This is a genomic window from Lentzea sp. NPDC005914, from assembly GCF_040629405.1.
GTDB lineage: Bacteria > Actinomycetota > Actinomycetes > Mycobacteriales > Pseudonocardiaceae > Lentzea.
Genome location: NZ_JBEXVQ010000016.1, coordinates 44,585 through 64,638 on the forward strand (window position 1 = coordinate 44,585; position 20,054 = coordinate 64,638).

Consider the following 20,054-nt stretch of genomic DNA (forward strand, 5'->3'; position numbering starts at 1 on the left):
TGTGATGGCCACCTGGAACGACGTGCGCCGGATCGCCACCTCCATGCCCGATGTGACGGAGCGGGTGCGGGAGGGCGTCGTCGACTGGAGGGTCAAGGACAAGCTCTTCGTGTGGGAACGGCCGCTGCGCAAGACGGATCTGGCGGCCATGGGTGCCGCGGCGCCGTCCGGGCCGATCCTGGCTGCTCGGGTGCCGGACCTGGGGGCCAAGGAGGCGTTGCTGGCCTCGGACGGCTCGGTGTACTTCACCACGCCGCACTTCAACGGGTATCCGGCGATTCTGGTGCGGTTGGAGTACATCGAGGTGGGCGAGCTGGAAGAGCTGATCGTCGAGGCGTGGCACGCACGGGCGCGGCGAAGGTGACTTGGGCGAGTGATGGAGTTCTTCTGCTACCACCGGGATCGTCCGGGGTCGTTGCCGTTGCGCGAGCGCTTGATCGAGGAGCACTGGTCCTACATGGACCGGTTCTCGCTGATCGCGCGCGGGCCGACGTTCGACGGTGGCGTGCTGACCGGCAGCGTGCACATCGTCGACGTGCCTGATGCGGCCGCGGCTCGGGCGTTCGCGTTCGAGGAGCCCTGCTACCAGGCCGGCGCGTATCGCGACGTGGTGGTGCGCAGGTGGCGCAACGTGCTCGGGCGGACGATGTGGGACGCCCCAGCCGGTGGGGGACACCTCGTGCTCGGGTTCGGGTCAGGCTCGCCCGTCGATCTTCAGCCCGCGTCCGACGATGGCTTGATCGCGTACGGGCCGCTGCTGTCCGACGACGGGTCTTCGTGGCTGGGCACGGCGGCGCTGGTGCGGTCCGCGGACCCGGCGGCGGTGCTGAGCGTGGACCGCTACGACGCCGTCGAGGTCCACGAGTGGGAGCCCGGCGGCCGGCGCTAGTAGCTGACGAACCGGAAGTGCAGGCCCGACTTCGACTCCTGCCACTCACCGACGCCGAGAGGCTCGCGGTCGATCTTCGGCGCGTACGTGTCGCCCTCGAAGACCTCGCGGATCTCGGTGACCTCGACGCGGTCCGCGAACGGCAGCGTGGCCTCGTAGACCGCCGACCCGCCCATCACCCACAGGTCGCCGGTGACGTCCGCGAGCGCCTTCTCCAGCGAGGAGAACGTCTCGGCGCCTTCCTGCGGTGTGCGCGACAGCACGAGGTTGCGGCGGCCTGGCAACGGGCGGAATCGTGGTGGCAGGGACTCCCAGGTGCGGCGGCCCATCAGGACGGCCGCGCCCGCGGTGATCTCCCGGAAGTGCTTCATGTCCTCGGGGATGTGCCACGGCATGGTGCCGTCGCGGCCGATCACGCCGTTCGGGGCCTGGGCCCAGATCAGGCCGATCACACCGCCACCGGGGCCTTGATGCCGGGATGCGGGTCGTAGCCGGTGATCGTGAAGTCCTCGTACTTGTAGTCGAACAGGGATGCGGCGGGCGCGATCTGCAGCGTCGGGAACTCGCGGGCCTCGCGGGTGAGCTGGAGCTCGACCTGTTCGACGTGATTGTCGTAGATGTGGCAGTCGCCGCCGGTCCAGATGAAGTCGCCGACGCCGAGACCGGTCTGGGCGGCGATCATGTGGGTCAGCAGGGCGTAGGAGGCGATGTTGAACGGCACGCCGAGGAACAGGTCCGCGCTGCGCTGGTAGAGCTGGCAGGAGAGCTTGCCGTCGGCGACGTAGAACTGGAAGAACGCGTGGCACGGCGGCAGGGCCATCCGCGGGATCTCGCCGACGTTCCAGGCCGACACGATGATCCGCCGCGAGTCCGGGTTCTCCCGCAGGGTCTTCAAAACCTCGGCGATCTGATCGACGTGACCGCCGTCCGGGGTCGGCCACGAGCGCCACTGCACGCCGTAGATCGGGCCGAGCTCGCCGTCGGCACCGGCCCACTCGTCCCAGATCGTCACGCCGTGTTCCTGGAGCCAGCCGGCGTTGCTGTCGCCGCGCAGGAACCACAGCAGCTCGTAGGCGATCGACTTGAAGTGCACCCGCTTGGTCGTGATCAGCGGGAAGCCCGCGGCGAGCGGGTAGCGCAGCTGGTGGCCGAAGATCGACCGCGTGCCCGTGCCGGTGCGGTCCTCCTTGCGCACGCCCTCTTTCAGGACGTGGCGGAGCAGGTCTTCGTACTGCGTGTCGGCCATACGGGTGAGCCTACCTAGAAGCGCGACATGTCAGGTTCAAGGCCGAGGCGCAGCATGGCGTACGTCTCGAACAGGCGTCGCGACACCACGGTGTGCTGGGCGGCGACGTGGGCGTCTCGCAGGCAGCGTTGCAGAGGACTGGATGCGAAGACCGAGCTGCCGCCGCCCGCCGCGAACGCCTTCTGCGTCACGTCGGTGGCCTCGCCCGAGGCGAACGAGCACGCCAGCCGCAGCCGGGCCTTCACCGGATCCGGTGTCGGCGAGCCGTTCACCGCGAACTCCCAGGCGGTGCTCAGAACCTCGTGCAGGAACGCCGCCGCGGCCGAAAGCCTGGCCTCCATCAGCGCGATCTCGATCTGCGACCCGGTCTGCTCGGCGAGCCGGGTCGTGGCGTGCTGCGGGGTCTTCTCGACGGCCAGCGCCTCGATCTCCTCGATCGCGCGGCGGGCCACCCCCAGGCACACCGACGCGACGCCGACGGCCAGGAAGCTGAAGTACGGGAACACCGTGACCGGGCCCTCGATGCCGGGAGTGACGCCGATGGGCCACACCGTGCGCCGTACAGGAAGGAACGCGTTGTCGAGAGAGAACTCGTGCGAACTGGTGGCGCATAGACCGGCGGCGTCCCACGTGTCGTGGATCGTCACGTCCGAACGCGGGTACACGGCCAGACGCGGGCCTTCGGGCGTGAGGGTGCCACCGATGACCCACGCGGCGTGCGTGACGGCGCTGCCCCAGCCCCAGCGGCCGGTCACGCGGTAGCCGCCCTCGGCTGCCACGGCCCTGCCCAGCGGTGCCGCGGTGCCGGCGATCAGGGCGCGCGGGTCGGTGAAGATCTCGTCGGCGGCCTCCTGCGACAGGTACCAGGCCAGCGACGACGAGATGGTGGTCGTCATCGCGGTCCAGCCCGTCGAGGCGTCGGACCGCGACAGCTCCTGCAGCTCACGACTCCACGACGGCAGGTCCAGCTCGGCGCCGCCGTAGCGCTTCGGGGCGATCAGGCGGTGCACGCCGTGGTCGACCAGAGCGGTCACCACGGCGTCGGTCAGGCGGCGGTCCCGTTCGGAACCGGCGGCCTCGGCGCGGATCAGAGCGTGCAGCGACATGCGGCTGATCTTCGCCCGTGCGTCAGAGCTTGGCGAGCACCTCAACGAGTGGCTTCAGCTCGGGAACGTCCCCGGCTTCCGAAAGCGACTCGGACAGGACCTCGTCGTGCGTGGGGCGGGCCAGCGCGAGCAGCTCGTGGCCCTTCTCCGTGACCTCGGTGTAGATGCCGCGCCGGTCCGTGGGGCACAGGTAGCGCGCGAGCAGACCGCGCTCCTCCAGGCGGGTGACCAGGCGCGTCGTGGCCGACTGGCTGAGCACCACGGCGTTGGACAGCTGGTTCATCCGGAGGTGGAAGCCGTCCTGGCGGTTGAGGACGTCCAGAACGGTGTACTCGCTCACGGAGAGTTCGTGCGCCTTCTGCAGTGCTCTCTCGAGGCGGTCCTCGATGCGAGCGTGCAACGCCGCGAGCGTGCGCCAGCCCTGAGCGCGCGCCTGCACGGCGTCGTCGTCCAGTGACATAGGTCAACCCTTCTCAAATAGACAGCGTGTGCAACTATTGCGTACGCTCGTTATCGTCTTCAACAAGTCTACCGGGGAGAGACATGGATCTGTCTGGACGCACGGCGCTGGTGACGGGCTCCACCGCCGGCATCGGCTTCGCCACCGCGCAGGCGCTGCTCAAGGCCGGTGCGGCCGTCGTCATCAGCGGGCGCAGCCAGGAACGGGTGGACGAGGCGCTGGCGAAGCTGGACGGAGACGTCCGCGGCGTCGCGGCGGACATCGCGACCGCCGAGGGTGCGTCTCACCTGGTGAACCAGTTGCCCGACGTGGACGTGCTGGTGAACAACATGGGCATCTACGGGGCGCAACCGGTGTTCGAGATCGACGACGCCGAGTGGCAGCGCTACTTCGACACCAACGTCATGTCCGGCGTGCGGCTCTCGCGGCACTACACGCCGCGCATGGTCGAGCGCGGCTGGGGCCGGGTGATCTTCGTGAGCAGCGAGTCGTCGGTCTTCACGCCCACCGAGATGGTCCATTACGGCATGACGAAGACCGCACAGCTCGCCATCGCCCGCGGCATGGCGCAGGCGGTCGCGGGCACCGGCGTCACGGTGAACTCCGTGCTGCCCGGCCCGACCCTCACGCCCGGCGTCGAGGAGTTCATCCGCGACCGCGTCGGCGAGGGCGGCGAGGCGGAGTTCGTCCGCACCGAGCGCCCGACCCTGCTGCTGGGCCGCCTGATCCGTCCCCACGAGGTCGCGAACCTCATCACCTACGTCGCGTCGGACCTGTCGTCCGCGACGACCGGAGCCGCGTTGCGCGTCGACGGCGGCACGGCACCCACTTTGATCCCCTGAGAACTGGTGAGGATTGGTTTTGAACACCCTGAAGCTCAACAACGGCGTTCTGATGCCCCAGCTCGGTTTCGGTGTCTGGCAGGTGCCGGACGCGGAGGCCACGCCCGCCGTCACGGCGGCGCTGAAGGCCGGCTACCGCAGCATCGACACCGCCGCCATCTACGGCAACGAGCGCGGCGTCGGTGAAGCCATCGCGGGCTTCGACCGCGACGAGCTCTTCGTCACGACGAAGCTGTGGAACGCCGATCAGGGCTACGACTCGACGCTGCGCGCGTTCGACGAGTCGCTGAAGAAGCTCAAGCTCGACGTGCTCGACCTGTACCTGATCCACTGGCCGACGCCCGCCCGCGACCTGTACGCCGACACGTGGAAGGCGTTCGTGGAGCTGCAGAAGGAGGGCCGCGTCCGCGCGATCGGCGTCTCCAACTTCCAGCCCGCGCACCTGCGCAGGCTGATCGACGAGACCGGTGTCGGGCCCGCGGTCAACCAGATCGAGCTGCACCCGTACCTGCAGCAGGCCGAGCTGCGCGCCTTCCACGCCCAGCACGGCATCCAGACCGAGGCCTGGTCACCGCTGGGGCAGGGCGGCGAACTGCTGTCCGACCCGGTGATCGCGGAGATCGCGGAGAGGCACGGTCGTTCGGCGGCCCAGGTCGTGCTGCGCTGGCACCTGCAGATCGGCAACGTCGTGATCCCCAAGTCCGTGACGCCTGCCCGGATCGTGGAGAACATCTCGGTGTTCGACTTCGAGTTGTCGGACGAGGAGATCGCGGCAGTGTCCACTTTGGACCGTGCGGGTCGCATCGGACCGAACCCGGACACCTTCAGCGAGGCCTGAGAAGTACGAAGCCCGGACCGCCTCGTTCGCGGTCCGGGCTTCGCCGGCGACGGGCCTCGCCTCTCAGGCCCGCATGACTGTGGCGATCGGGATCCGTGCCGCGCGGATCGCCGGGATGAGGCCACCCAGCACACCGGCGACGAGACCCGCGATCACGCCCGCGACACCCGCCTCCCACGGGAAGGTGGTGCCCTGCAACGACGGGAAGCGGCCGCCGAACATCATCAGCGCCACCTGCAGACCCGCCGCGCCCGCGCCGATCGCCAGTGCGGCGGTCAGCAGGCCCGTCAGCAGCGTCTCGGCCAGCACGATTCCGGCCAGCAGCAACCGGGACATGCCCACCGCGCGGCGCAGGGCGAACTCCTCGACGCGCTCGCCGACCGTGGCGAGGCCTACGTTCAGGATGCCCGCGACGCCGATCAGCAGGACCAGGAACGCCATGCCGAGGAAGATCAGGCGCATGATCTTCAGCTCGGACTGCATGCGCTCCTTGGAGTTCACCGACTGGAAGTGCAGCTGGTTCTGGTCGACGCCGGCGCCGATGAGCTTGGCCTTCAGCAGCTGCTGCAGGTCGCCGGAGCCCGGCTCCATGTAGACCTCGAGGCTGGTGCCGCCGCCGCGGTACCTGTTGGCGTCGCTGGTCGGGGCCGCGGCGGGCATCCAGGTGCGGAGCTCGTCGAGACGCATGTAGATGCGCGGCTGCGAGTTGCCGTCCTGCACCACGCCGATGATCTGCGGCGTCACGTGGTGGGTGGCGCCCTCGATCATCATCTCGCCCGGGACGCGGTACTGCTTGAGGCCCTTGGCGGCTTCCTCGTTCAGCACGATGCGCGGGGCGAGTGACGGGACCGAGGTGAAGTCGAGCCAGCTGCCGGAGACCGGGCGGAACGGCTTGAACGGGCGGATGTCGCCGGTCAGCGCGACCATGCTGACCTCGATCGCCTGACCGGCCGGCTTCTTCTCCTGCTGCTTCTGCTCCTGGCAGACGCCGCCGGCGTCGCAGATCATCATCGGGCCGTAGTAGTCGCCGCCCCGGCCGGCGTACTCGAACGGCATGCCGCCCTCGTTGATCGGCCGCACGCCCGGTTCGCCGATGATCGCCTGAGAACTGATCATCGCGACCGCGTCGGCGCGGCCCTTCAGCGTGGCCTCGACGATCCCCGGCGCGCCTTTCTCGCCGGGGATGTAGCCCATCAGCGTGCCGTCCTTGCCGGCCTGCAGCTCGACGTCGGTGAGCATCGCCCGTTCGGCGATCTCGGAACCCGCCTGCACGGCCACGACCGCGAGGACACCGAGGAACAGCGAGACCATCGACAGGAACGTGCGCAGCTTTCGGGCGCGGATGCCCTGTCCGCCGATGACCAGGGCGGACCGCAGCTTGCCGGAGAACATCAGTTGAACCGCCCGTCGCGCAGCTCCAGCACGCGGCCCATCTTGCGCGCGTGGTCGTGGTCGTGCGTGACCAGCACGAGGCCGCAGCCCTGCCTGGTCGTGTTGAGCAGCACCTCGACGACGAGGTTGCCGGTCTCGGTGTCGAGCGCGCCCGTCGGCTCGTCGGCGAGGATCACGCGCGGCTGCCGGACCAGTGCGCGGGCGATCGCGACGCGCTGCTGCTCACCACCGGAAAGCCTGGAGGGCTTGGACTTCGCGAGGTGCGCGATGCCGACCGTCTCCAAGGCTTCCATGACCTGCTGCTTGCGCTTGCGGCGTGCGGACCAGCCCTGGCCGTTCACCAGCGCCATCGCCACGTTCTGCGCCGCGGTGAGGTGCTTGAGCAGGAAGAAGCGCTGGAACACGAACCCGAACTCCGCGCTGCGCAACGCCGCGGCCCTGCGCTCCGGGACCTTCGTGATGTCGTTGCCGTTCAGGAAGTACTGGCCGGAGTCGGCGCGGTCGAAGAGCCCGATGAGGCTCAGCAGCGTCGACTTGCCCGAACCCGAGCGGCCGAGGATCGCGACGCTCTGTCCAGGATGGACGGTGAGGTCCACACCGGACAGGATCGTGCGCGGTTCCTCCTGGCCCTTAAGCACTTTGGTGATGCCGTTGAGCTGGAGCAGCGGTGCCTGCACCTGAACCTGAGGCTGGGTCATCACGGTCCCGTCGGCTTCTGCTGCGGGTCGCCGCCCTGCTGCTGGCCCTCCGGCAGGTTCGGGCCGGGCACGGCGAGCTCCTCGTCACCGGTGAGACCCGACTTGACCTCGACGACCTTGCCGTCGGTCAGGCCGAGCGTGACGTCCGTGGTCTTGCGCGAGCCGTCGGACTGAATGACGTCGACCTTGCCCTTGCCCTGCTGACCTGCGACGGCCTCGACCGGGACGACCAGCGCCTGCGCGGACTTGCCGGTGGTGACCTCGATCGACGCCGCGGCGCCGTTGATCATCTGCACGTCCGCGGGGCCGGTGCACACGATGCGCAGCCCGGTCGACGAGCTCGGCTGCTGCGGCTGGTCGGGCTGCTTGGGCTGCTGCGGCTTGTCCGTCGGCGGGGTCTTCGGGTCCGGCGTCTGCGTGGGCTTGTCCGGGATGGTGCCCTGCGGCAGCGCGGCGATGGTGCCGAGCACGGTGCAGGGGAACGGGCCCGGCCCGTTCTTGATCTGCACGGTCACGTCGGTGAGCGCGCCGTTGATCTTGTAGGCCTGCGAGCCGTCGATGTCACCGACGATCGCGTAGCCGACGTGCTTGGCCGACGCGATCGGCATGCCCGCCGTCACCGTCGCCTTGTCGTCGACGAGCCTGCCGCCGAACGTGGCGCCGGCCGGGATCTCGACGTAGTTCGGGGTCTGGTCCTTCCACACGGTCGCGACCCTGGTGGGCTTGGTCGGCGTGCCGTTGGGCGCCGCGAGCTCGAAGTACCGCACCTGGCCCTCGACCGGCGCGACGAGCCCGAACGTCGGGTTCATCTCGACCTTGCCGGTGATGCTCAGCTTGGTGGTCAGGTCCTGCTTGGAAGGCTTGACCTTGGTCATCGTCGTGCCGCGCGGCGCCAGCTCCGGATTGGCCTGATCCGGACCTGACGGACTGCACGCCGCCACGGCGAGCGTGACCAGCGCGCACAGCGGCGCGAGAAGAATTTTGCGCACGAATGTCCCCCATGTCGTTTCAACCAACCTACCGATAAGGACACCTCATGGGTCCGGGAGGTTGCATCGGACTTTCGGCCGATGTCGCATCGACCTGGTGGTCATGGGTATCCGGGGTGTTGACCGGAAGGAGAACACCTGTGAATGCGCTTGCCGTGGTAACCGGCGCTTCCAGCGGAATAGGTTACGAACTCGCGAAAGTGCTCGCGGACAACGGCTTCGACGTCGTGGCCGTGGCGGAGGACGAGAGGATTGACGAGACGGCCGCGCAACTCGGGTCTCGCGGCGGGGCGCACGTGGAACCGGTGCGAGTCGACCTGCGCGGGTACGAGGGCGTGGAACTGCTGGTGTCGCGCGTGCGCGCGTTGGGCCGCCCTGTCGACGTGCTCGCGGTGAACGCGGGCGTCGGTGTCGGCGGTGACTTCGTGCGGGACACGTCGCTCGACGACAACTTGGAGATCGTGGACCTGAACGTCCGGTCATCGGTGCACCTGGCGCACCGGCTGATCAGCGACATGGTCGACCGCAAGGAGGGCAAGGTGCTCTTCACGTCGTCGATCGCCGCGACGGCGCCGGGCCCGTTCCACTCGGTTTACGCGGCCTCCAAGGCTTTTCTGGCGTCGTTCGCGCAGGGGCTGCGGGAAGAGCTGCGCGACACCGGGGTTTCGGTGACGACGCTGATGCCGGGGCCGACGGACACGGAGTTCTTCGAGCGCGCGGGCATGCAGGACACCAAGGTCGCGACGGGGGAGAAGGACGACCCGGCGCAGGTGGCCCAGCAGGGTTTCGACGCGTTGATGAAGGGCGACGACCACGTGGTCGCGGGCTCGGTGAAGAACAAGGTGCAGGCCATCGCCGGGAAGGTCGCGCCGGACACCGTGAAGGCCAAGATGATGCGGACGATGACCGAACCCGGTTCAGCGGAGGACGCGGACGAGTGAAGCGGATCTGGCAGGCGTACGGCGAGGACAGGCCGCTGCCCGGCTACCTCCTCGCCATCGGCAGTTACGCGGCTCTCGCGGGCGCGGTCTCGGTGGCAGGGCGTCTCACCGGCGTCCGGCTGCCCGAGCGGTTCTCGCTGCGCGACACCGCGCTCGTCGGCGTGGCGACGCACAAGGCGAGCCGGTTGCTCACCAAGGAGGCGGTGACGAGCCCGCTGCGGGCGCCGTTCACCCGCTACGAGGAACCGGCGGGGCATGCGGAGCTCAAGGAGTCCGCGCGGTCGGATCACCCGGCGCAGCACGCGATCGGTGAGCTGCTCACGTGCCCGTTCTGCGCGGGCGTGTGGATCGCGAGCGGGCTCACGGCCGGCCTGGTGTTCGCGCCGCGGTTCACCCGGCTGGTGTCGACGGCGCTCACGGCCGTGGCGGCGTCCGACGCGCTGAACCTGGTGTACGACAAGCTGAAGTCATGACCGGCGGCCGCGCCGGCTCCCCTCGTAGGCCTGTTCGCGCAGGAGGGCGAGCCAGCGCGGCGCCAGCTCCATCTCCGGCGGCCGGTTGAGCACCGGGTCGAACGCCACCGGTGCTGTGTCGCCGCGGTCGGGATGCAGCTTCAGGGAAGCGACCTGGCGCCAGACGGCGTCCGTGCCCGAGGCGTGGATGGTGAACCGCGCCGGCAGCTCGCCGTCGTCCGGCAGCTCGTCCGGCAGCTCGTCCGGCACCGCCATGAACCACAGCAGCTCGCCGCGGTAGCGGTACGGGGCGAGGGTGCCGAGCCGGGCGTCCCGCCAGTGGCGCACGAACTTCGGCAGCAACCGCGTGCGCTCGCCGGTGCCGGTGCTCGACATCAGCAGGTCCCAGTCACCGGACTCGGTGGGCACCCGCAGCGCGATTCCGAGCACGTCCGGCTTGCCGGGGCCGGTACCCGCGCCTTTCGACAGGCGCACGGTCACGGTGGCGGTCGCGGGAAACGGGGGAGTGCCGCTCAGTTCGCCGGTCCTCTGGACACCGAGCGGATGCAGTGCGCGAGCGTGCCTGGCCTTCGAGAGCAGGCGGAACACGGTGGACAGCACATCCTCGTGTACCCGCCCGCACCGCGCGAAAACGTGGTGTTTCAAGGTCTTTCGGCGGGGGATTCTCCGATTGTGAGGCTGCTCAGAGCTCCTGGCGTGTACGCGCCTCAGGACGACACGGACCTTCTCGTCGAGGCCATGCGCGCGGCGGCGATTCCTGCGGACGCGCGAGTGTTGGACATCGGTACGGGCACGGGAGCGCTGGCCATCGCGGCGATCCGGGCCGGTGCCGCCGAAGTGACCGGCGTGGACGTGTCCCGGCGTGCGGTGTGGACCGCGCGGGTCAACGCCGCCCTGCACCGGCTGCCGTTGCGGGTGCGGCTCGGCAACGCGCTCGAGGTCGTCGTGGGCGAGCGGTTCGACCTGGTGCTCGCCAATCCGCCGTACGTGCCAGCCGCGAGCCCGTGTGCGGCACGGGGGCCGGCGCGGGCGTGGGACGCGGGGCTGGACGGTCGTCAGCTGCTGGACCCGTTGTGCGCCAGGATGTTCGACCTCCTGGTGCCGGGCGGGGTGCTGCTGATGGTCCATTCGGCACTGTGCGGAGTGGACACGACGTTGCGGCAGTTGCGGGACAACGGGTTGAAGGCGTCGATCGTGCACCGCCGCTCGGTGCCGTTCGGGCCTGTCATGAACGGCAGGATCGGCTTCCTGGAACAGCACGGCCTGATCGAGCCGGGCCAGCGGCACGAGGAACTGGTGGTGATCCGCGGTGACCGGCCAGAACGCCCGCAGTCGCGATAAAAGCAGGGTGACGGTGGTGCCGAACGGGCCGGTGCTCGTCGAGGGACCGGTCGAGCTCGTCACCGAGGACGGCGTCACGCACACCAGCGACCGCTTCGTGGTCGCGGTGTGCGCGTGCCGCCGCAGCAAGCGTTATCCGTTCTGCGACACCAGCCACCGCAAGCGTGTGCGCAGCGACGACTCGCCGGCCTCCCACGACGACAGCAGGTGATCGGCGAGCCGGGCTTCGAGCAGTTCCGTGGCCTGGATGCCGAACACGACGTCCTCGCGCAGCTCGGGTTCCTGCTCCAGCAGTGAGCCGATGACGTCGCGGCGCATGATCTGCTCGTGCACGGCGTCGGCCTCGATGTGCTCGGTGAAGAACTCGACGCACCGCGGATCGGCGTCGAGGCGTTCGAGGGCCTGGACCATGCGGTGGGCGCTCGGGGCCGTGGTGATCTCCGCGGCGGCGAAGTGGCCGACCAGCGCGCCGCGCAACGACCGGTGCAGGCCGAACAACGACATCATGTTGACGAGCGCGATGGCCGGCGCGGGCACGTCGTCCAGGTAGTGCAGGTAGTCCGACGACATGCCGGCGCCCTCGAGCAGGTCGGCGTACAGCCGCGAGTGCATCCGATCGGCCCGGCCACCACCGAACTCGTCGAACTCCACCGCGACCAGCGCCGCCTTCGCCCTGCCCCGCAGGCGAGGGATTACCCACGCGTGCGGGTCGGCTTCCTTGTGGTGGTACACCGAGCGGTGCGCGAAGTACTCGCGCATCTGGTCCCAGGTTCCGTTGTCCCGCAGGTGATGCGACACGCCGCTACCGGGAACGCGTTCGACCAGCAGGTCGTCCAGCACCGCGTCCAGGTCGCCGCCGGCGTCCACATCGGACCGCAGCGTGGCGAGGAACGCGATCTCGGTCTGGGCGCGCAGCTTGAGCAGTGCCGGATCCCATTCCCAGGCCGGGTGCACGCCGTCGAAGCCGCCGTAGTGCAGTTCGTACATCGTGTGCAGGGCGATGGTGAGATCCTCGCCGTACGGGTCGGCGGCGGCGAACGGGATCGGCTGACCGTCAGGCTCACCGCTCAGCACGGCGTTCACGGTCTCGGACAACGGCCCGCGAGGGGAGGGAAGCTTCACCGTCGTGTCATACCCGCTGGTCGACGAGCTCATGCACCAGCGAGAGCTCGCCCCGTTGCGCCAACGCCGGCGTGACGTGCTCCACCAGCTTCTCGAGCAACTCCGTCGCGGGCACCCGGCACTCCCGCCACGGGTCGACCGCGGCGCCGTCCAGGCCGTACCGGGAAGCCGCCCAGACGGCCGCCGCGCACACCTCGTCACGCACCGGGCGCGGGTCGTCGTCCAGGAACGCCATGTGGACGAGCGCGCGCGACAGGGCGGCTTGCAGCATGGCGTCCTCCACCGTCGCCGCCGCGTCCGCCACGCGGAACTCCACGGTCGGCAGCTTCAGCGACAGGCGGGCCAGCCAGAACGACTGGGCGCGGTCGACGAGGGTTCCGCACGCGACCATCCGTGCCACGTGGGCGTCGTAGTCGGCGGCGGTCGTGAACACCGGTGGCACTCCGGAGCCGGGAAAGCGCGACTGCTGGACCAGACGCCAGCTCGCGTAACCGTTGTCCGGGGAGTTCGCCGAGAGGGCGAGCAGGGTGGGCAGCCAGGGGCGGAGGTGGTTGAGAACGCGCACGCCCGTCTCGCGGTCCGGCACGCCGACGTGGACGTGGCATCCGCAGGCCTCGTAGTGCTCGACGACGCCCGCGTAGGTGTCGAGCACGCGGTGGAATCGCGGGTTGGCACGGGAGACGATCGGGTGCAAGGACGGTTTCACCGGTGTGCCACGGGAGATCAGCCCGGCGCCGATCTCCTCGGCGGCTTTCGCGAGCGTGGTGCGAGCGTCCAGGAGCACCTGACCGAGCTCGGCGACGGACGTGCACGGACCGCTCGCGGCCTCCACCTGCGTCGCGGCCAGCTCGGCGTGGAACTTGGTGAGATCGGTGTCCTGCACGCGCGCCAGCACGGCGTCCGCACGTGTGGAAGTACGTCCGGACGCCGTGTCGACGAGCAGGAACTCTTCTTCTACGCCAACGGTGTCAGCGCACTGCGGAACGCCGGGCAAGCGCGACTCCCAGTCCGATCATGCCGACACCGAGGACGAAGTGCAGCCAGTCGTCCGCGCTGTTGAGCGGCACGAAGTTGGCGTCGCTCATCTTGTCGATCACCAGCCCGTACAGCCACAGCACGAGGTACACCGCGCCGCCGCCGATCAAGAACGCCCGTGCGCCCGCCGCCGAGCGCGCGGCCAGGAAGCCGGCGACGCCGAACAAGAGGTGCACGATGTTGTGCAGGATGGAGACCATGAAGACGCCGAGGAGCATCGCGCCGGACTCGTGACCGGCGAAGGTCATGGAGTCGTAGCCCGTTGTGACGCCGGGGATGAAACCGAGCACGCCGACCAGGGCGAACACCGCCGCGACGACGAGTGCGGCCTGCTGGACCCGTGTGCGGGTGGTGACGTCGGCCATGGGTGGTCACCTCGTTCTGTATGGATCTCGTTCTGGGGTGAGCCTCGCTCTGGGTTGAACACGGCCGGTGATCGACTACCCGGCGGGGGTAGACGCAAACCCTCGGTGGGTATTCGCAGCGGCATGGACGACCAGACGATCGAGGCGCTCGGCAAGCTCAGCCTGGCGCTGGAGACCACCGAACGGGCCCGCGGCCACCTCTACTCGTTCCACCAGCTCACCGGAACGGCGGACTTCACCCTCGACGAGGCGATCACCCTGTTGCGCCAGGCGGGCCACCACGAGCACGCCGACCGGGTTCAGCGGGAGCTGCTCGGCAGGAACGTGTTGCCGGGCCGGTGGACGTTCGAGATCGTCGAGCAGTACGACGACACCTACTACGACGTGTTCCGGGACGTGACGCGTGCTGCCAGGAACGACCTGGGCGGCGGCAAGCGGCACGAGTTCGAGGCACGGCTGAAGCGCGAGCGTCAGCGGCTCAGCGCCGCCGCGTACGCCGACAGGGACTCGCGGTCCGGCTGACCCGTCTTCGCGATCAGCGACGCCACGTGCTTCTCGACCGTGCGCGGCGAGATGTGCAGGCGGGTGCCGATCGCCTTGTTGCCCATCCGGTCGGCGAGCAGCACGAAGACCTCGAACTCGCGGACCGTCACGCCGTGCCCGCGCAGCTGTTTCGGAACCTGGTCGGTACCGGTGCGGCGTTGCTGCACCGGCGCGCCCGCCTGCCGCAACAACCCCCGGCACGCCGAGGCCACCGGCGGGATCCCCGCTTGGTGGAAGTACTCCTCGGCGGCGCGCAACCACGTCACCGGGTCGCCCCACGCCTCGGCTTCCGGCGCGACCAGCCGCAGCCCGAGGTGCCGTGCCATCGGGTACAGCGAGGCCGCCTCCTGGGCGCTGTCGAACGCCTGGCGCGCCTCGGCGTACCTGCCGTCGCGGCCGAGCAGCACGGCGTGGGCCAGGTCGGCGAACTGGCGGTTCCAGCGCATGCCGGCGGCACTCGACTTCGCCAGGACCTCGTAGTCGGACCAGCCGAAGCGGCCGTCGAGCACCGCGAGCAGCACGCGCGTGCCGTGCGAGCCGGAGAGGTGGAACGGGGTGGGGCTCTCCGACTCCCTGGCCTCCGCGAGGTCGAGCTCCTGCATCGCCAGCACGTGGTTCTCCTCGAGCAGGGCGCAGAACGCGCGCGCGAGCCCGTAACAGAGCGGAACTTCCTGGGCGCCACCGTTCTTCGCGACCGCCTCGAACTTGCCGACGGCCTCGTCGGTCTCCTGCCGGTTGCCGCGATGCGCGGCGAGCGTCGCCTTGACCATCAACAGGTACCGGGTCAGCGAGTGGAACCGCAGCCGCGCGGTGGCCTCCAGGCAGCTCTCGACCTGCTCGGCGGCTTCGTCGTAGTCGCCGGCCAGCACGAGCTGCAGCGCCATGATGGCGTTCACGCTGTACGCCACCGTGATCGCGCCCGCCCGGCACGCTTCACCGTGCGCGCGTTCCAGCGTGCCGGTGCTCCCGTTGGCGAGCCAGTCGTTGCCCGCCAACCGAACCAGCGCGTAGATGTGCTGGATCGGCATCTGGTGCGTGTCCGCCAGTGCGCGCGCTTTGTCGAAGCACCTGTTGGCCTCGTCGAGATCCTGTTCGCGCGCGATGATCCCGAGCAGCTGCCACGCCTCGCACGCGACGGCGGGAAGGCTGGCCCGTGCCGCCGCCTCCGCCGCCTGCCGCGCGAGGCTCGCCGCCGACTCGACCCGGTCGGAGCTCGGACTGATCAGCGACAGGTAGGCCGAGGTGACGTCCAGCTGCGCGGTCAGCTCGTCGGGCGCGTCCGGTCCGAGCAGCGCACGGGCGATGCGCACCTGCTCGACCCCGTAGGTGAACCGTCCGGCTTGGTGCGCGACGCGCGCGAGTCGCGTGTGGAGCTTCGCCTTTCCTGGCCCGTCCTTGAGTTCCGCCAGGTCCTTCTCGAACCCGAAGGCGCGCTCGAACTCGCCGGTCTCCGCGAGAGCCGGAAGGAGGGAGTCCAGCACCTCGGCGCGCGCGTCGTCGGTGAGCAGCCGTTGCGCGCGGTCCAGCAACGTGACCGCGGACCCCGCCGCACCCGAGGTCAGCGCCCGCTTTCCCGCCTCGGCGAACAGGAGTCCGGCCTGGGCCGGCGATCCGGCGTCGAACCTGAGCTTCGCGACGAGCGGGCACCAGTCGCCGGTCAGCCCGGGGTGCAGGTCCTCGATCACGTCGGCCGCGCGCCGGGACAGCTCCGCACGTTCGCCGGGGGTCAGCTGCGCCAGCAGGGCGTCCGCGGTCAGAGGGTGCCGGAAGGCGTACCAGTCGGGGGCGGGCTCGTCGGGCGTCACGAGCTGTGCGGCCACACCGGCGTGCAGATGGCTGAGGAGCTGGCGGTCGTCGGTGCCGGTCACCCGTTGCACCACGGACAGCGGGAACCGGTGACCCAGCACGGCCGCGATCGACAGCACCTCGCGTCCCTGAGGCCCCAGGCGGTCGGTGCGGTGGGCGACACTGCGCACGAACGCCGCCGGGACCGGCAGCTTCAGCTCGCCGAGCACCTGCCAGCCGGTGGAGCCTGCGACGAGCAGGCCGCTGCTCACCATGCCGTGCAGCAGTTCCTCGATGACGAACGGGTTTCCGTCGCTGTCCGTCCACAAGCGATCCGAGAGCTCCGCCGGGATCTGCTCGCTCTCGAGGCAGGCGGCGGTCATCTGCTCGACCTCGGGCCGGGTCAGCCTGCGCAGCTCCAGCGGCGTGGCCGCGCCTCTCTGCACGATCCGGTGGATCAGCTCCAGGGCGTTGCCCGGTTCGTTGCGGCTCGTGGCGAGCAGCAGGACGGGCTGGTCTTCCAGGTTGTCCGTCAGGTACTCGATGACCGCGAGCGTCTCGGCGTCGGCGTCGTGCAGGTCTTCGAGGACCAGCAGGCACGGTGTCGTCCTGGCGACCGACGCGAGCAGCCTGAGCACCGCTTCCGCCAGGACCACGACGGATTCCGTCGTGGACTGGTGGTCGTGCCACTCCGGGATCAGCGTGCCCAGCACCGGCTTGTACGGTCCGAGCGCGGAGTCGTCCGGCGGTTCGCCGCGAAAGAGCCCGAGCAACGCCTCTGCGATCGGCCGGAACGGCACCATCGGCCCGATCGTCGTGCCGCGTCCCTTCAGCACCCGGATGCCCTCGCCGTACGCCTGCCCGGCCGCGTACCGGGCCAGCCGCGACTTGCCGATACCGGCCTCGCCGGTCAGGAAGATCGCTCCTCCCTGCCCTGTCCGGGTGCGCCTGAGTGCCCCCGTGAGGGCCGTGACCTCTCGATCGCGGCCGACCACGTGGGGGGCTCGGGTCTGCATGGCAGGACCTTAACGGCAGGGTGACGTCGTCCGTGTCGGCTGCTCAGGCGTATTCGCCGCGACAGCCCGGTGAGATCAGGAAAGGATCTTTCCGCGATCAACGCGAAGGGCCGGGCTGCTCGCCCGGCCCCCCTCATCCGGTCTTGACTCTCACTGCACGCTGACGGTCGGGTCCGACAACGTGGGCGTGATGGACGCGAACGCACTCACCGCGAGCGTCAGTCCGGCGAGCGCGCGAGCTCGGGCGCCTGCCTTCGACCTCGGCGTGAGCTCCATCTCCCCGATCACGCTCTCGACCGGCTCGGGCAGGGCGGTCGGGCGGTGCAGGGACTCGTTCATCAGACGCTCTCCTCATCTGTTGGTGTCACGGTTCGAGCAGCAGGACCGACGGCACGGGAAACCCTTGGCGCAGCACGCCGTAGCCGATACCGGCCAGGCCCGTGAGCAGACCGGGCGACGGGACGCCTCCCGGGGTGGCGCAGCGGGCGCCGTGTTCGTCCAGTGCTCCCAGCAGCAGTGCCGTGCGGCGGGTCGCGGCACTGGGGTGGTGTGCGGCCAGGGCTTCCACGACGCCCAGTTCACCGTGGCAGAGACTCATGTCCCGCAACGGTTCCCGGGATGCCAGCGCCACACCCAGCCGCTCGTCCGAGCGGGCCAGTGCGGCGCCGGCCAGACCCGTGCACCAGCCGGTGTCGGTCGGGTCGATCGCGTCGCTTTCGAAGAAGGCCTCTGCTGCCACATAGAAGGACTCGTCGGAAACCGCCTCGGCGTAACGCCGCAGAGCCCATCCGATTCCCGCATGGCCGCGGGCGAACCCATTAGCAGAACAAATCGCCCCACGTAGGAGCGACGCGTAGTGAGTCGCCAGCGTCATGGATTTAGGCGTGCCCACGGCGAGCATGGCGGCGAGCGAGCCGGCGACGCCGTCCACGACGCTGAACGACGTGTCCTCCACCGGCATCAGCGACACGGCGGACGCGAGCAGTCCGGGGTCGAGGCCGAGCAACGGGGTCAGGCGCGAAAGCGCGTAACAGATCCCGCCCAGGCCGTGGAGCCCGCCACCCACCGCCGTGACCAGTTCCGGGGTTGACGCGAACAGGTCCAGGAGCCGCGGCAACGGACGCACGGCGTCACGCGCGAAGTCGACATAGCGGGCGGCACCGGTCAAAGCACCCAGCTCGGCCAGGAAGAGCGCGACCCCCGTGTAGCCGTTGGACAGACCGGCGCCGAGCGGCTGCACCGTCCAGTGCCGGTCGTCGATCAGCTCCAGCCCCAGCCAGTTGACGCGATCCGGGCCCTTCACGGCGTGCGCGAGGATCTGGTCCGCGATCCCGCACGCCGCCACCAGCAGCCGCGCCGGATCCGGGTCCACCGCGGCGACGTGACCGGGCAGAGCACCGCCGGAGTGATGCGACACCGGCCGTGGCCGGGACGCCAGAGCGGCCGCGATCACCCACTGCTGGTCGTGCCGGTCCACCTCGCTCATCGCCGCGATCTTGCGTTCGACGGCGTGCAGTCCGGGCTCCGGCAGCATCCCCGGCAGCCGGAGCCCGGACGTGGTCCACAGGTCGCGCGACCCCGGCCGGCACGTGAACAGGGGCACGTCACCACGCCACAGGTCCGCCACCTCGAAGGGCACCAGCCGGTCGAGCAACGGGTCGTCGACGATCAGCACGCCGAACGCCAGGTCGCGGTCCATCGCGTCGACGAGAACGCTCGGATGCGTGGATTCGTCCAACAACACGGCGTACTGACGGGTCGCACGCGCCACGAACCGCACCTCGTCGTCAGCGCACGCACGGACCAAGCGCAGCAGCTCGCCTCGGTGCGCCACGATCGCGTCGTAGCCCGCGCGGAACCCCGCCAGCAGCGATTCCTGGTAGTCGGCGGGCTCGGCCGGCACACCACCCAGCAACGGCCGGTTGAACGCCCCTGGGGACTCGCGGGGGCGCCGGACGAGCCGCATCCGGTCCGTTCCGGCGTCGGCCCAGTCGACGACGTCCAACGGCGACGGCACGCCCTGGTCACCGCCGACCCCGGACACGTCCACGACGCCGTTGTCGCCCATCAGCACGTGGGGGAGCAACGCCGTCCGATGCACAGACCGTGCGAGGGCCAGCGCGGCCGGATCGTCGGAGGACGAAGGCGTCGGGTGGAACAGCGTCTCCACGTCGACCAGCACCGGCTGGTCACCGCACGCGATCAGGTTCTCGTAGTGCATGTCGGTGCCGTCGACCGCGTAGAGCAGCGCGAGCAACGCCCCGAGCCGCCGGTAGAACTCGGCCACGCCCGGCACGTCCGCACACGGCGCGTGCTCCACGAACTCGAGCCACCCGTACCCGTCGCGCGCCACGAGCCGCGGCGAGCGGAAGTTCATTCCAGTTCGCATGGAAAGCCACGACAGCTGGGCGACGAAGTGCACGTGCAGCTCGACCGGCCGCGGCCGGTAGACCAGCCGGTCACCGGACTCGAAGGTCAGCACCGCGACCGTCCGGCCCTGCTGGTGCGGATCGCCCTGGCCCGTCTCGATCGCCACCAGCGCACCCGGATCCAGCCCGCCGAAGATCGTCCTGATGATCTCCGCGCGGTCCCGGGTGAAGCGCGACGACAGCTCGTGGTGCGCGGAAACGGCCTGCTCACAGGCCTGCGCGAGCAACCGCGCCAGCACCGGGTAGCGGGCGAACAACTCCGGCAGGTCCAGGTTCCGCGTGAACGACGTGAACCGCTCGGCCGGGGAGTCCCCGACGAGCGTGCCGCGCGCGTTGTGCAGCTCCAGCACCAGCGTGCGGGTCGCGATCCCCACCAGGCGGCGGCCCAGCTGCTCGGCGAACGAGGCGTCGAACGGGGGCGCGACCTCGATGCGGGCGGCGTCGATCAGCGGGCGCAGCGCGTGGGCGAAGGCCGCAGTCCAGCTCTCGCCCGTGGTGGTCTCAGCCGCGGAGGTCACCGGCAGAACCTCGCATGCGCGCACGC

At 69.9% G+C, this 20,054-nt stretch carries 23 protein-coding genes; 9 read left to right on the top strand and 14 right to left on the bottom strand.

What is annotated here, in order from left to right:
* Positions 1-4: 4 nt before the first annotated feature.
* A complete protein-coding gene (locus tag ABZ345_RS23040; RefSeq protein ID WP_359852178.1) occupies positions 5-364 on the top strand; it encodes an MmcQ/YjbR family DNA-binding protein in 360 nt (119 codons plus the stop codon).
* Positions 365-376: 12 nt separating this feature from the next.
* Positions 377-889: a YciI family protein gene (locus ABZ345_RS23045; RefSeq protein ID WP_359852575.1), complete on the top strand. Its 513-nt coding sequence runs from the start codon at positions 377-379 to the stop codon at positions 887-889.
* On the opposite strand, the gene ABZ345_RS23050 is transcribed toward ABZ345_RS23045, so the two are convergent.
* Genes ABZ345_RS23050 through ABZ345_RS23065 form a run of 4 tightly spaced genes read right to left on the bottom strand, consistent with a single transcriptional unit; the run spans position 886 to position 3,701 of the window.
* Entirely contained in the window at positions 886-1,341 is a 456-nt protein-coding gene (locus ABZ345_RS23050) for a dihydrofolate reductase (RefSeq protein ID WP_359852181.1), read from the bottom strand. The two genes, ABZ345_RS23045 and ABZ345_RS23050, sit on opposite strands and share 4 nt — an antisense overlap.
* On the bottom strand, positions 1,338-2,135 hold the full coding sequence (locus ABZ345_RS23055) for a thymidylate synthase (RefSeq protein ID WP_359852184.1): 798 nt from the start codon (positions 2,133-2,135) through the stop codon (positions 1,338-1,340). Before ABZ345_RS23055 ends, ABZ345_RS23050 begins: the two co-directional genes overlap by 4 nt.
* A gap of 14 nt (positions 2,136-2,149) precedes the next feature.
* A complete protein-coding gene (locus ABZ345_RS23060; protein WP_359852186.1) occupies positions 2,150-3,241 on the bottom strand; it encodes an acyl-CoA dehydrogenase family protein in 1,092 nt (363 codons plus the stop codon).
* A gap of 22 nt (positions 3,242-3,263) precedes the next feature.
* A complete protein-coding gene (locus ABZ345_RS23065) occupies positions 3,264-3,701 on the bottom strand; it encodes a MarR family transcriptional regulator (RefSeq protein WP_359852189.1) in 438 nt (145 codons plus the stop codon).
* Positions 3,702-3,784: 83 nt separating this feature from the next.
* Here ABZ345_RS23065 and ABZ345_RS23070 point away from each other — a divergent pair, with 83 nt between their 5' ends.
* Together ABZ345_RS23070 and ABZ345_RS23075 are read left to right on the top strand one after the other, a co-directional pair.
* The gene (locus tag ABZ345_RS23070) at positions 3,785-4,543 is read left to right on the top strand and encodes an SDR family oxidoreductase (protein ID WP_359852192.1); all 759 of its coding nucleotides are present in this window, start codon (positions 3,785-3,787) and stop codon (positions 4,541-4,543) included.
* A 52-nt stretch (positions 4,544-4,595) separates the two neighbouring features.
* A complete protein-coding gene (locus ABZ345_RS23075) occupies positions 4,596-5,381 on the top strand; it encodes an aldo/keto reductase (RefSeq protein WP_359852578.1) in 786 nt (261 codons plus the stop codon).
* A gap of 63 nt (positions 5,382-5,444) precedes the next feature.
* On the opposite strand, the gene ABZ345_RS23080 is transcribed toward ABZ345_RS23075, so the two are convergent.
* The 3 genes from ABZ345_RS23080 to ABZ345_RS23090 are packed head-to-tail and all read right to left on the bottom strand — an operon-like array spanning position 5,445 to position 8,460.
* Positions 5,445-6,773 carry an ABC transporter permease gene (locus ABZ345_RS23080; RefSeq protein ID WP_359852195.1) on the bottom strand — a complete coding sequence of 443 codons (1,329 nt, stop codon included), beginning with the start codon at positions 6,771-6,773 and terminating at the stop codon, positions 5,445-5,447.
* Positions 6,773-7,471, bottom strand: a complete 699-nt coding sequence (locus ABZ345_RS23085) for an ABC transporter ATP-binding protein (RefSeq protein WP_359852198.1) — start codon at positions 7,469-7,471, stop codon at positions 6,773-6,775. Before ABZ345_RS23085 ends, ABZ345_RS23080 begins: the two co-directional genes overlap by 1 nt.
* Complete coding sequence (locus ABZ345_RS23090; RefSeq protein ID WP_359852201.1) at positions 7,471-8,460, bottom strand: efflux RND transporter periplasmic adaptor subunit; 990 nt, start codon at positions 8,458-8,460, stop codon at positions 7,471-7,473. The genes ABZ345_RS23085 and ABZ345_RS23090 overlap by 1 nt, the downstream gene beginning before the upstream one ends.
* Positions 8,461-8,600: 140 nt before the next feature.
* Between ABZ345_RS23090 and ABZ345_RS23095 the strand changes: the two genes are divergently transcribed.
* A complete protein-coding gene (locus ABZ345_RS23095) occupies positions 8,601-9,401 on the top strand; it encodes an SDR family NAD(P)-dependent oxidoreductase (RefSeq protein ID WP_359852204.1) in 801 nt (266 codons plus the stop codon).
* Positions 9,398-9,874 (top strand): DUF1360 domain-containing protein, encoded by a 477-nt coding sequence (locus ABZ345_RS23100; protein WP_359852207.1) that lies wholly within the window; start codon positions 9,398-9,400, stop codon positions 9,872-9,874. The genes ABZ345_RS23095 and ABZ345_RS23100 overlap by 4 nt, the downstream gene beginning before the upstream one ends.
* On the opposite strand, the gene ABZ345_RS23105 is transcribed toward ABZ345_RS23100, so the two are convergent.
* Positions 9,869-10,462: a hypothetical protein gene (locus ABZ345_RS23105; RefSeq protein WP_359852210.1), complete on the bottom strand. Its 594-nt coding sequence runs from the start codon at positions 10,460-10,462 to the stop codon at positions 9,869-9,871. The two genes, ABZ345_RS23100 and ABZ345_RS23105, sit on opposite strands and share 6 nt — an antisense overlap.
* A gap of 84 nt (positions 10,463-10,546) precedes the next feature.
* Between ABZ345_RS23105 and ABZ345_RS23110 the strand changes: the two genes are divergently transcribed.
* A complete protein-coding gene (locus ABZ345_RS23110) occupies positions 10,547-11,215 on the top strand; it encodes a HemK2/MTQ2 family protein methyltransferase (RefSeq protein WP_359852213.1) in 669 nt (222 codons plus the stop codon).
* The gene (locus ABZ345_RS23115; RefSeq protein WP_359852216.1) at positions 11,184-11,426 is read left to right on the top strand and encodes a CDGSH iron-sulfur domain-containing protein; all 243 of its coding nucleotides are present in this window, start codon (positions 11,184-11,186) and stop codon (positions 11,424-11,426) included. The genes ABZ345_RS23110 and ABZ345_RS23115 overlap by 32 nt, the downstream gene beginning before the upstream one ends.
* On the opposite strand, the gene ABZ345_RS23120 is transcribed toward ABZ345_RS23115, so the two are convergent.
* The 3 genes from ABZ345_RS23120 to ABZ345_RS23130 are packed head-to-tail and all read right to left on the bottom strand — an operon-like array spanning position 11,348 to position 13,737.
* Positions 11,348-12,370 (bottom strand): iron-containing redox enzyme family protein, encoded by a 1,023-nt coding sequence (locus ABZ345_RS23120; protein ID WP_359852218.1) that lies wholly within the window; start codon positions 12,368-12,370, stop codon positions 11,348-11,350. The genes ABZ345_RS23115 and ABZ345_RS23120 overlap by 79 nt on opposite strands.
* Positions 12,345-13,331 carry a YbdK family carboxylate-amine ligase gene (locus ABZ345_RS23125; protein WP_359852221.1) on the bottom strand — a complete coding sequence of 329 codons (987 nt, stop codon included), beginning with the start codon at positions 13,329-13,331 and terminating at the stop codon, positions 12,345-12,347. Before ABZ345_RS23125 ends, ABZ345_RS23120 begins: the two co-directional genes overlap by 26 nt.
* Positions 13,306-13,737, bottom strand: a complete 432-nt coding sequence (locus ABZ345_RS23130; protein ID WP_359852224.1) for a DUF4383 domain-containing protein — start codon at positions 13,735-13,737, stop codon at positions 13,306-13,308. Before ABZ345_RS23130 ends, ABZ345_RS23125 begins: the two co-directional genes overlap by 26 nt.
* A 123-nt stretch (positions 13,738-13,860) precedes the next feature.
* Between ABZ345_RS23130 and ABZ345_RS23135 the strand changes: the two genes are divergently transcribed.
* A complete protein-coding gene (locus tag ABZ345_RS23135; protein ID WP_359852226.1) occupies positions 13,861-14,259 on the top strand; it encodes a hypothetical protein in 399 nt (132 codons plus the stop codon).
* On the opposite strand, the gene ABZ345_RS23140 is transcribed toward ABZ345_RS23135, so the two are convergent.
* The 3 genes from ABZ345_RS23140 to ABZ345_RS23150 all read right to left on the bottom strand — a co-directional run bounded on the left by ABZ345_RS23140 (position 14,208) and on the right by ABZ345_RS23150 (position 20,028).
* Entirely contained in the window at positions 14,208-17,081 is a 2,874-nt protein-coding gene (locus tag ABZ345_RS23140) for an AAA family ATPase (RefSeq protein ID WP_359852229.1), read from the bottom strand. The two genes, ABZ345_RS23135 and ABZ345_RS23140, sit on opposite strands and share 52 nt — an antisense overlap.
* 150 nt (positions 17,082-17,231) lie before the next feature.
* The gene (locus tag ABZ345_RS23145; protein ID WP_359852232.1) at positions 17,232-17,420 is read right to left on the bottom strand and encodes a hypothetical protein; all 189 of its coding nucleotides are present in this window, start codon (positions 17,418-17,420) and stop codon (positions 17,232-17,234) included.
* Positions 17,421-17,445: 25 nt separating this feature from the next.
* A complete protein-coding gene (locus tag ABZ345_RS23150; protein ID WP_359852234.1) occupies positions 17,446-20,028 on the bottom strand; it encodes a type 2 lanthipeptide synthetase LanM family protein in 2,583 nt (860 codons plus the stop codon).
* Between the last annotated feature and the right edge of the window lie 26 nt (positions 20,029-20,054).

Bases quoted from the DNA above. Each gene is read 5' to 3' on its own strand.
- ABZ345_RS23040 (WP_359852178.1), top strand. From the start codon at position 5: ATGGCCACCTGGAACGACGTGCGCCGGATCGCCACCTCCATGCCCGAT.
- ABZ345_RS23045 (WP_359852575.1), top strand. From the start codon at position 377: ATGGAGTTCTTCTGCTACCACCGGGATCGTCCGGGGTCGTTGCCGTTG.
- ABZ345_RS23055 (WP_359852184.1), bottom strand. From the start codon at position 2,135: ATGGCCGACACGCAGTACGAAGACCTGCTCCGCCACGTCCTGAAAGAG.
- ABZ345_RS23060 (WP_359852186.1), bottom strand. From the start codon at position 3,241: ATGTCGCTGCACGCTCTGATCCGCGCCGAGGCCGCCGGTTCCGAACGG.
- ABZ345_RS23065 (WP_359852189.1), bottom strand. From the start codon at position 3,701: ATGTCACTGGACGACGACGCCGTGCAGGCGCGCGCTCAGGGCTGGCGC.
- ABZ345_RS23070 (WP_359852192.1), top strand. From the start codon at position 3,785: ATGGATCTGTCTGGACGCACGGCGCTGGTGACGGGCTCCACCGCCGGC.
- ABZ345_RS23075 (WP_359852578.1), top strand. From the start codon at position 4,596: ATGCCCCAGCTCGGTTTCGGTGTCTGGCAGGTGCCGGACGCGGAGGCC.
- ABZ345_RS23080 (WP_359852195.1), bottom strand. From the start codon at position 6,773: ATGTTCTCCGGCAAGCTGCGGTCCGCCCTGGTCATCGGCGGACAGGGC.
- ABZ345_RS23085 (WP_359852198.1), bottom strand. From the start codon at position 7,471: ATGACCCAGCCTCAGGTTCAGGTGCAGGCACCGCTGCTCCAGCTCAAC.
- ABZ345_RS23120 (WP_359852218.1), bottom strand. From the start codon at position 12,370: ATGAGCTCGTCGACCAGCGGGTATGACACGACGGTGAAGCTTCCCTCC.
- ABZ345_RS23130 (WP_359852224.1), bottom strand. From the start codon at position 13,737: ATGGCCGACGTCACCACCCGCACACGGGTCCAGCAGGCCGCACTCGTC.
- ABZ345_RS23135 (WP_359852226.1), top strand. From the start codon at position 13,861: ATGGACGACCAGACGATCGAGGCGCTCGGCAAGCTCAGCCTGGCGCTG.
- ABZ345_RS23140 (WP_359852229.1), bottom strand. From the start codon at position 17,081: ATGCAGACCCGAGCCCCCCACGTGGTCGGCCGCGATCGAGAGGTCACG.
- ABZ345_RS23145 (WP_359852232.1), bottom strand. From the start codon at position 17,420: ATGAACGAGTCCCTGCACCGCCCGACCGCCCTGCCCGAGCCGGTCGAG.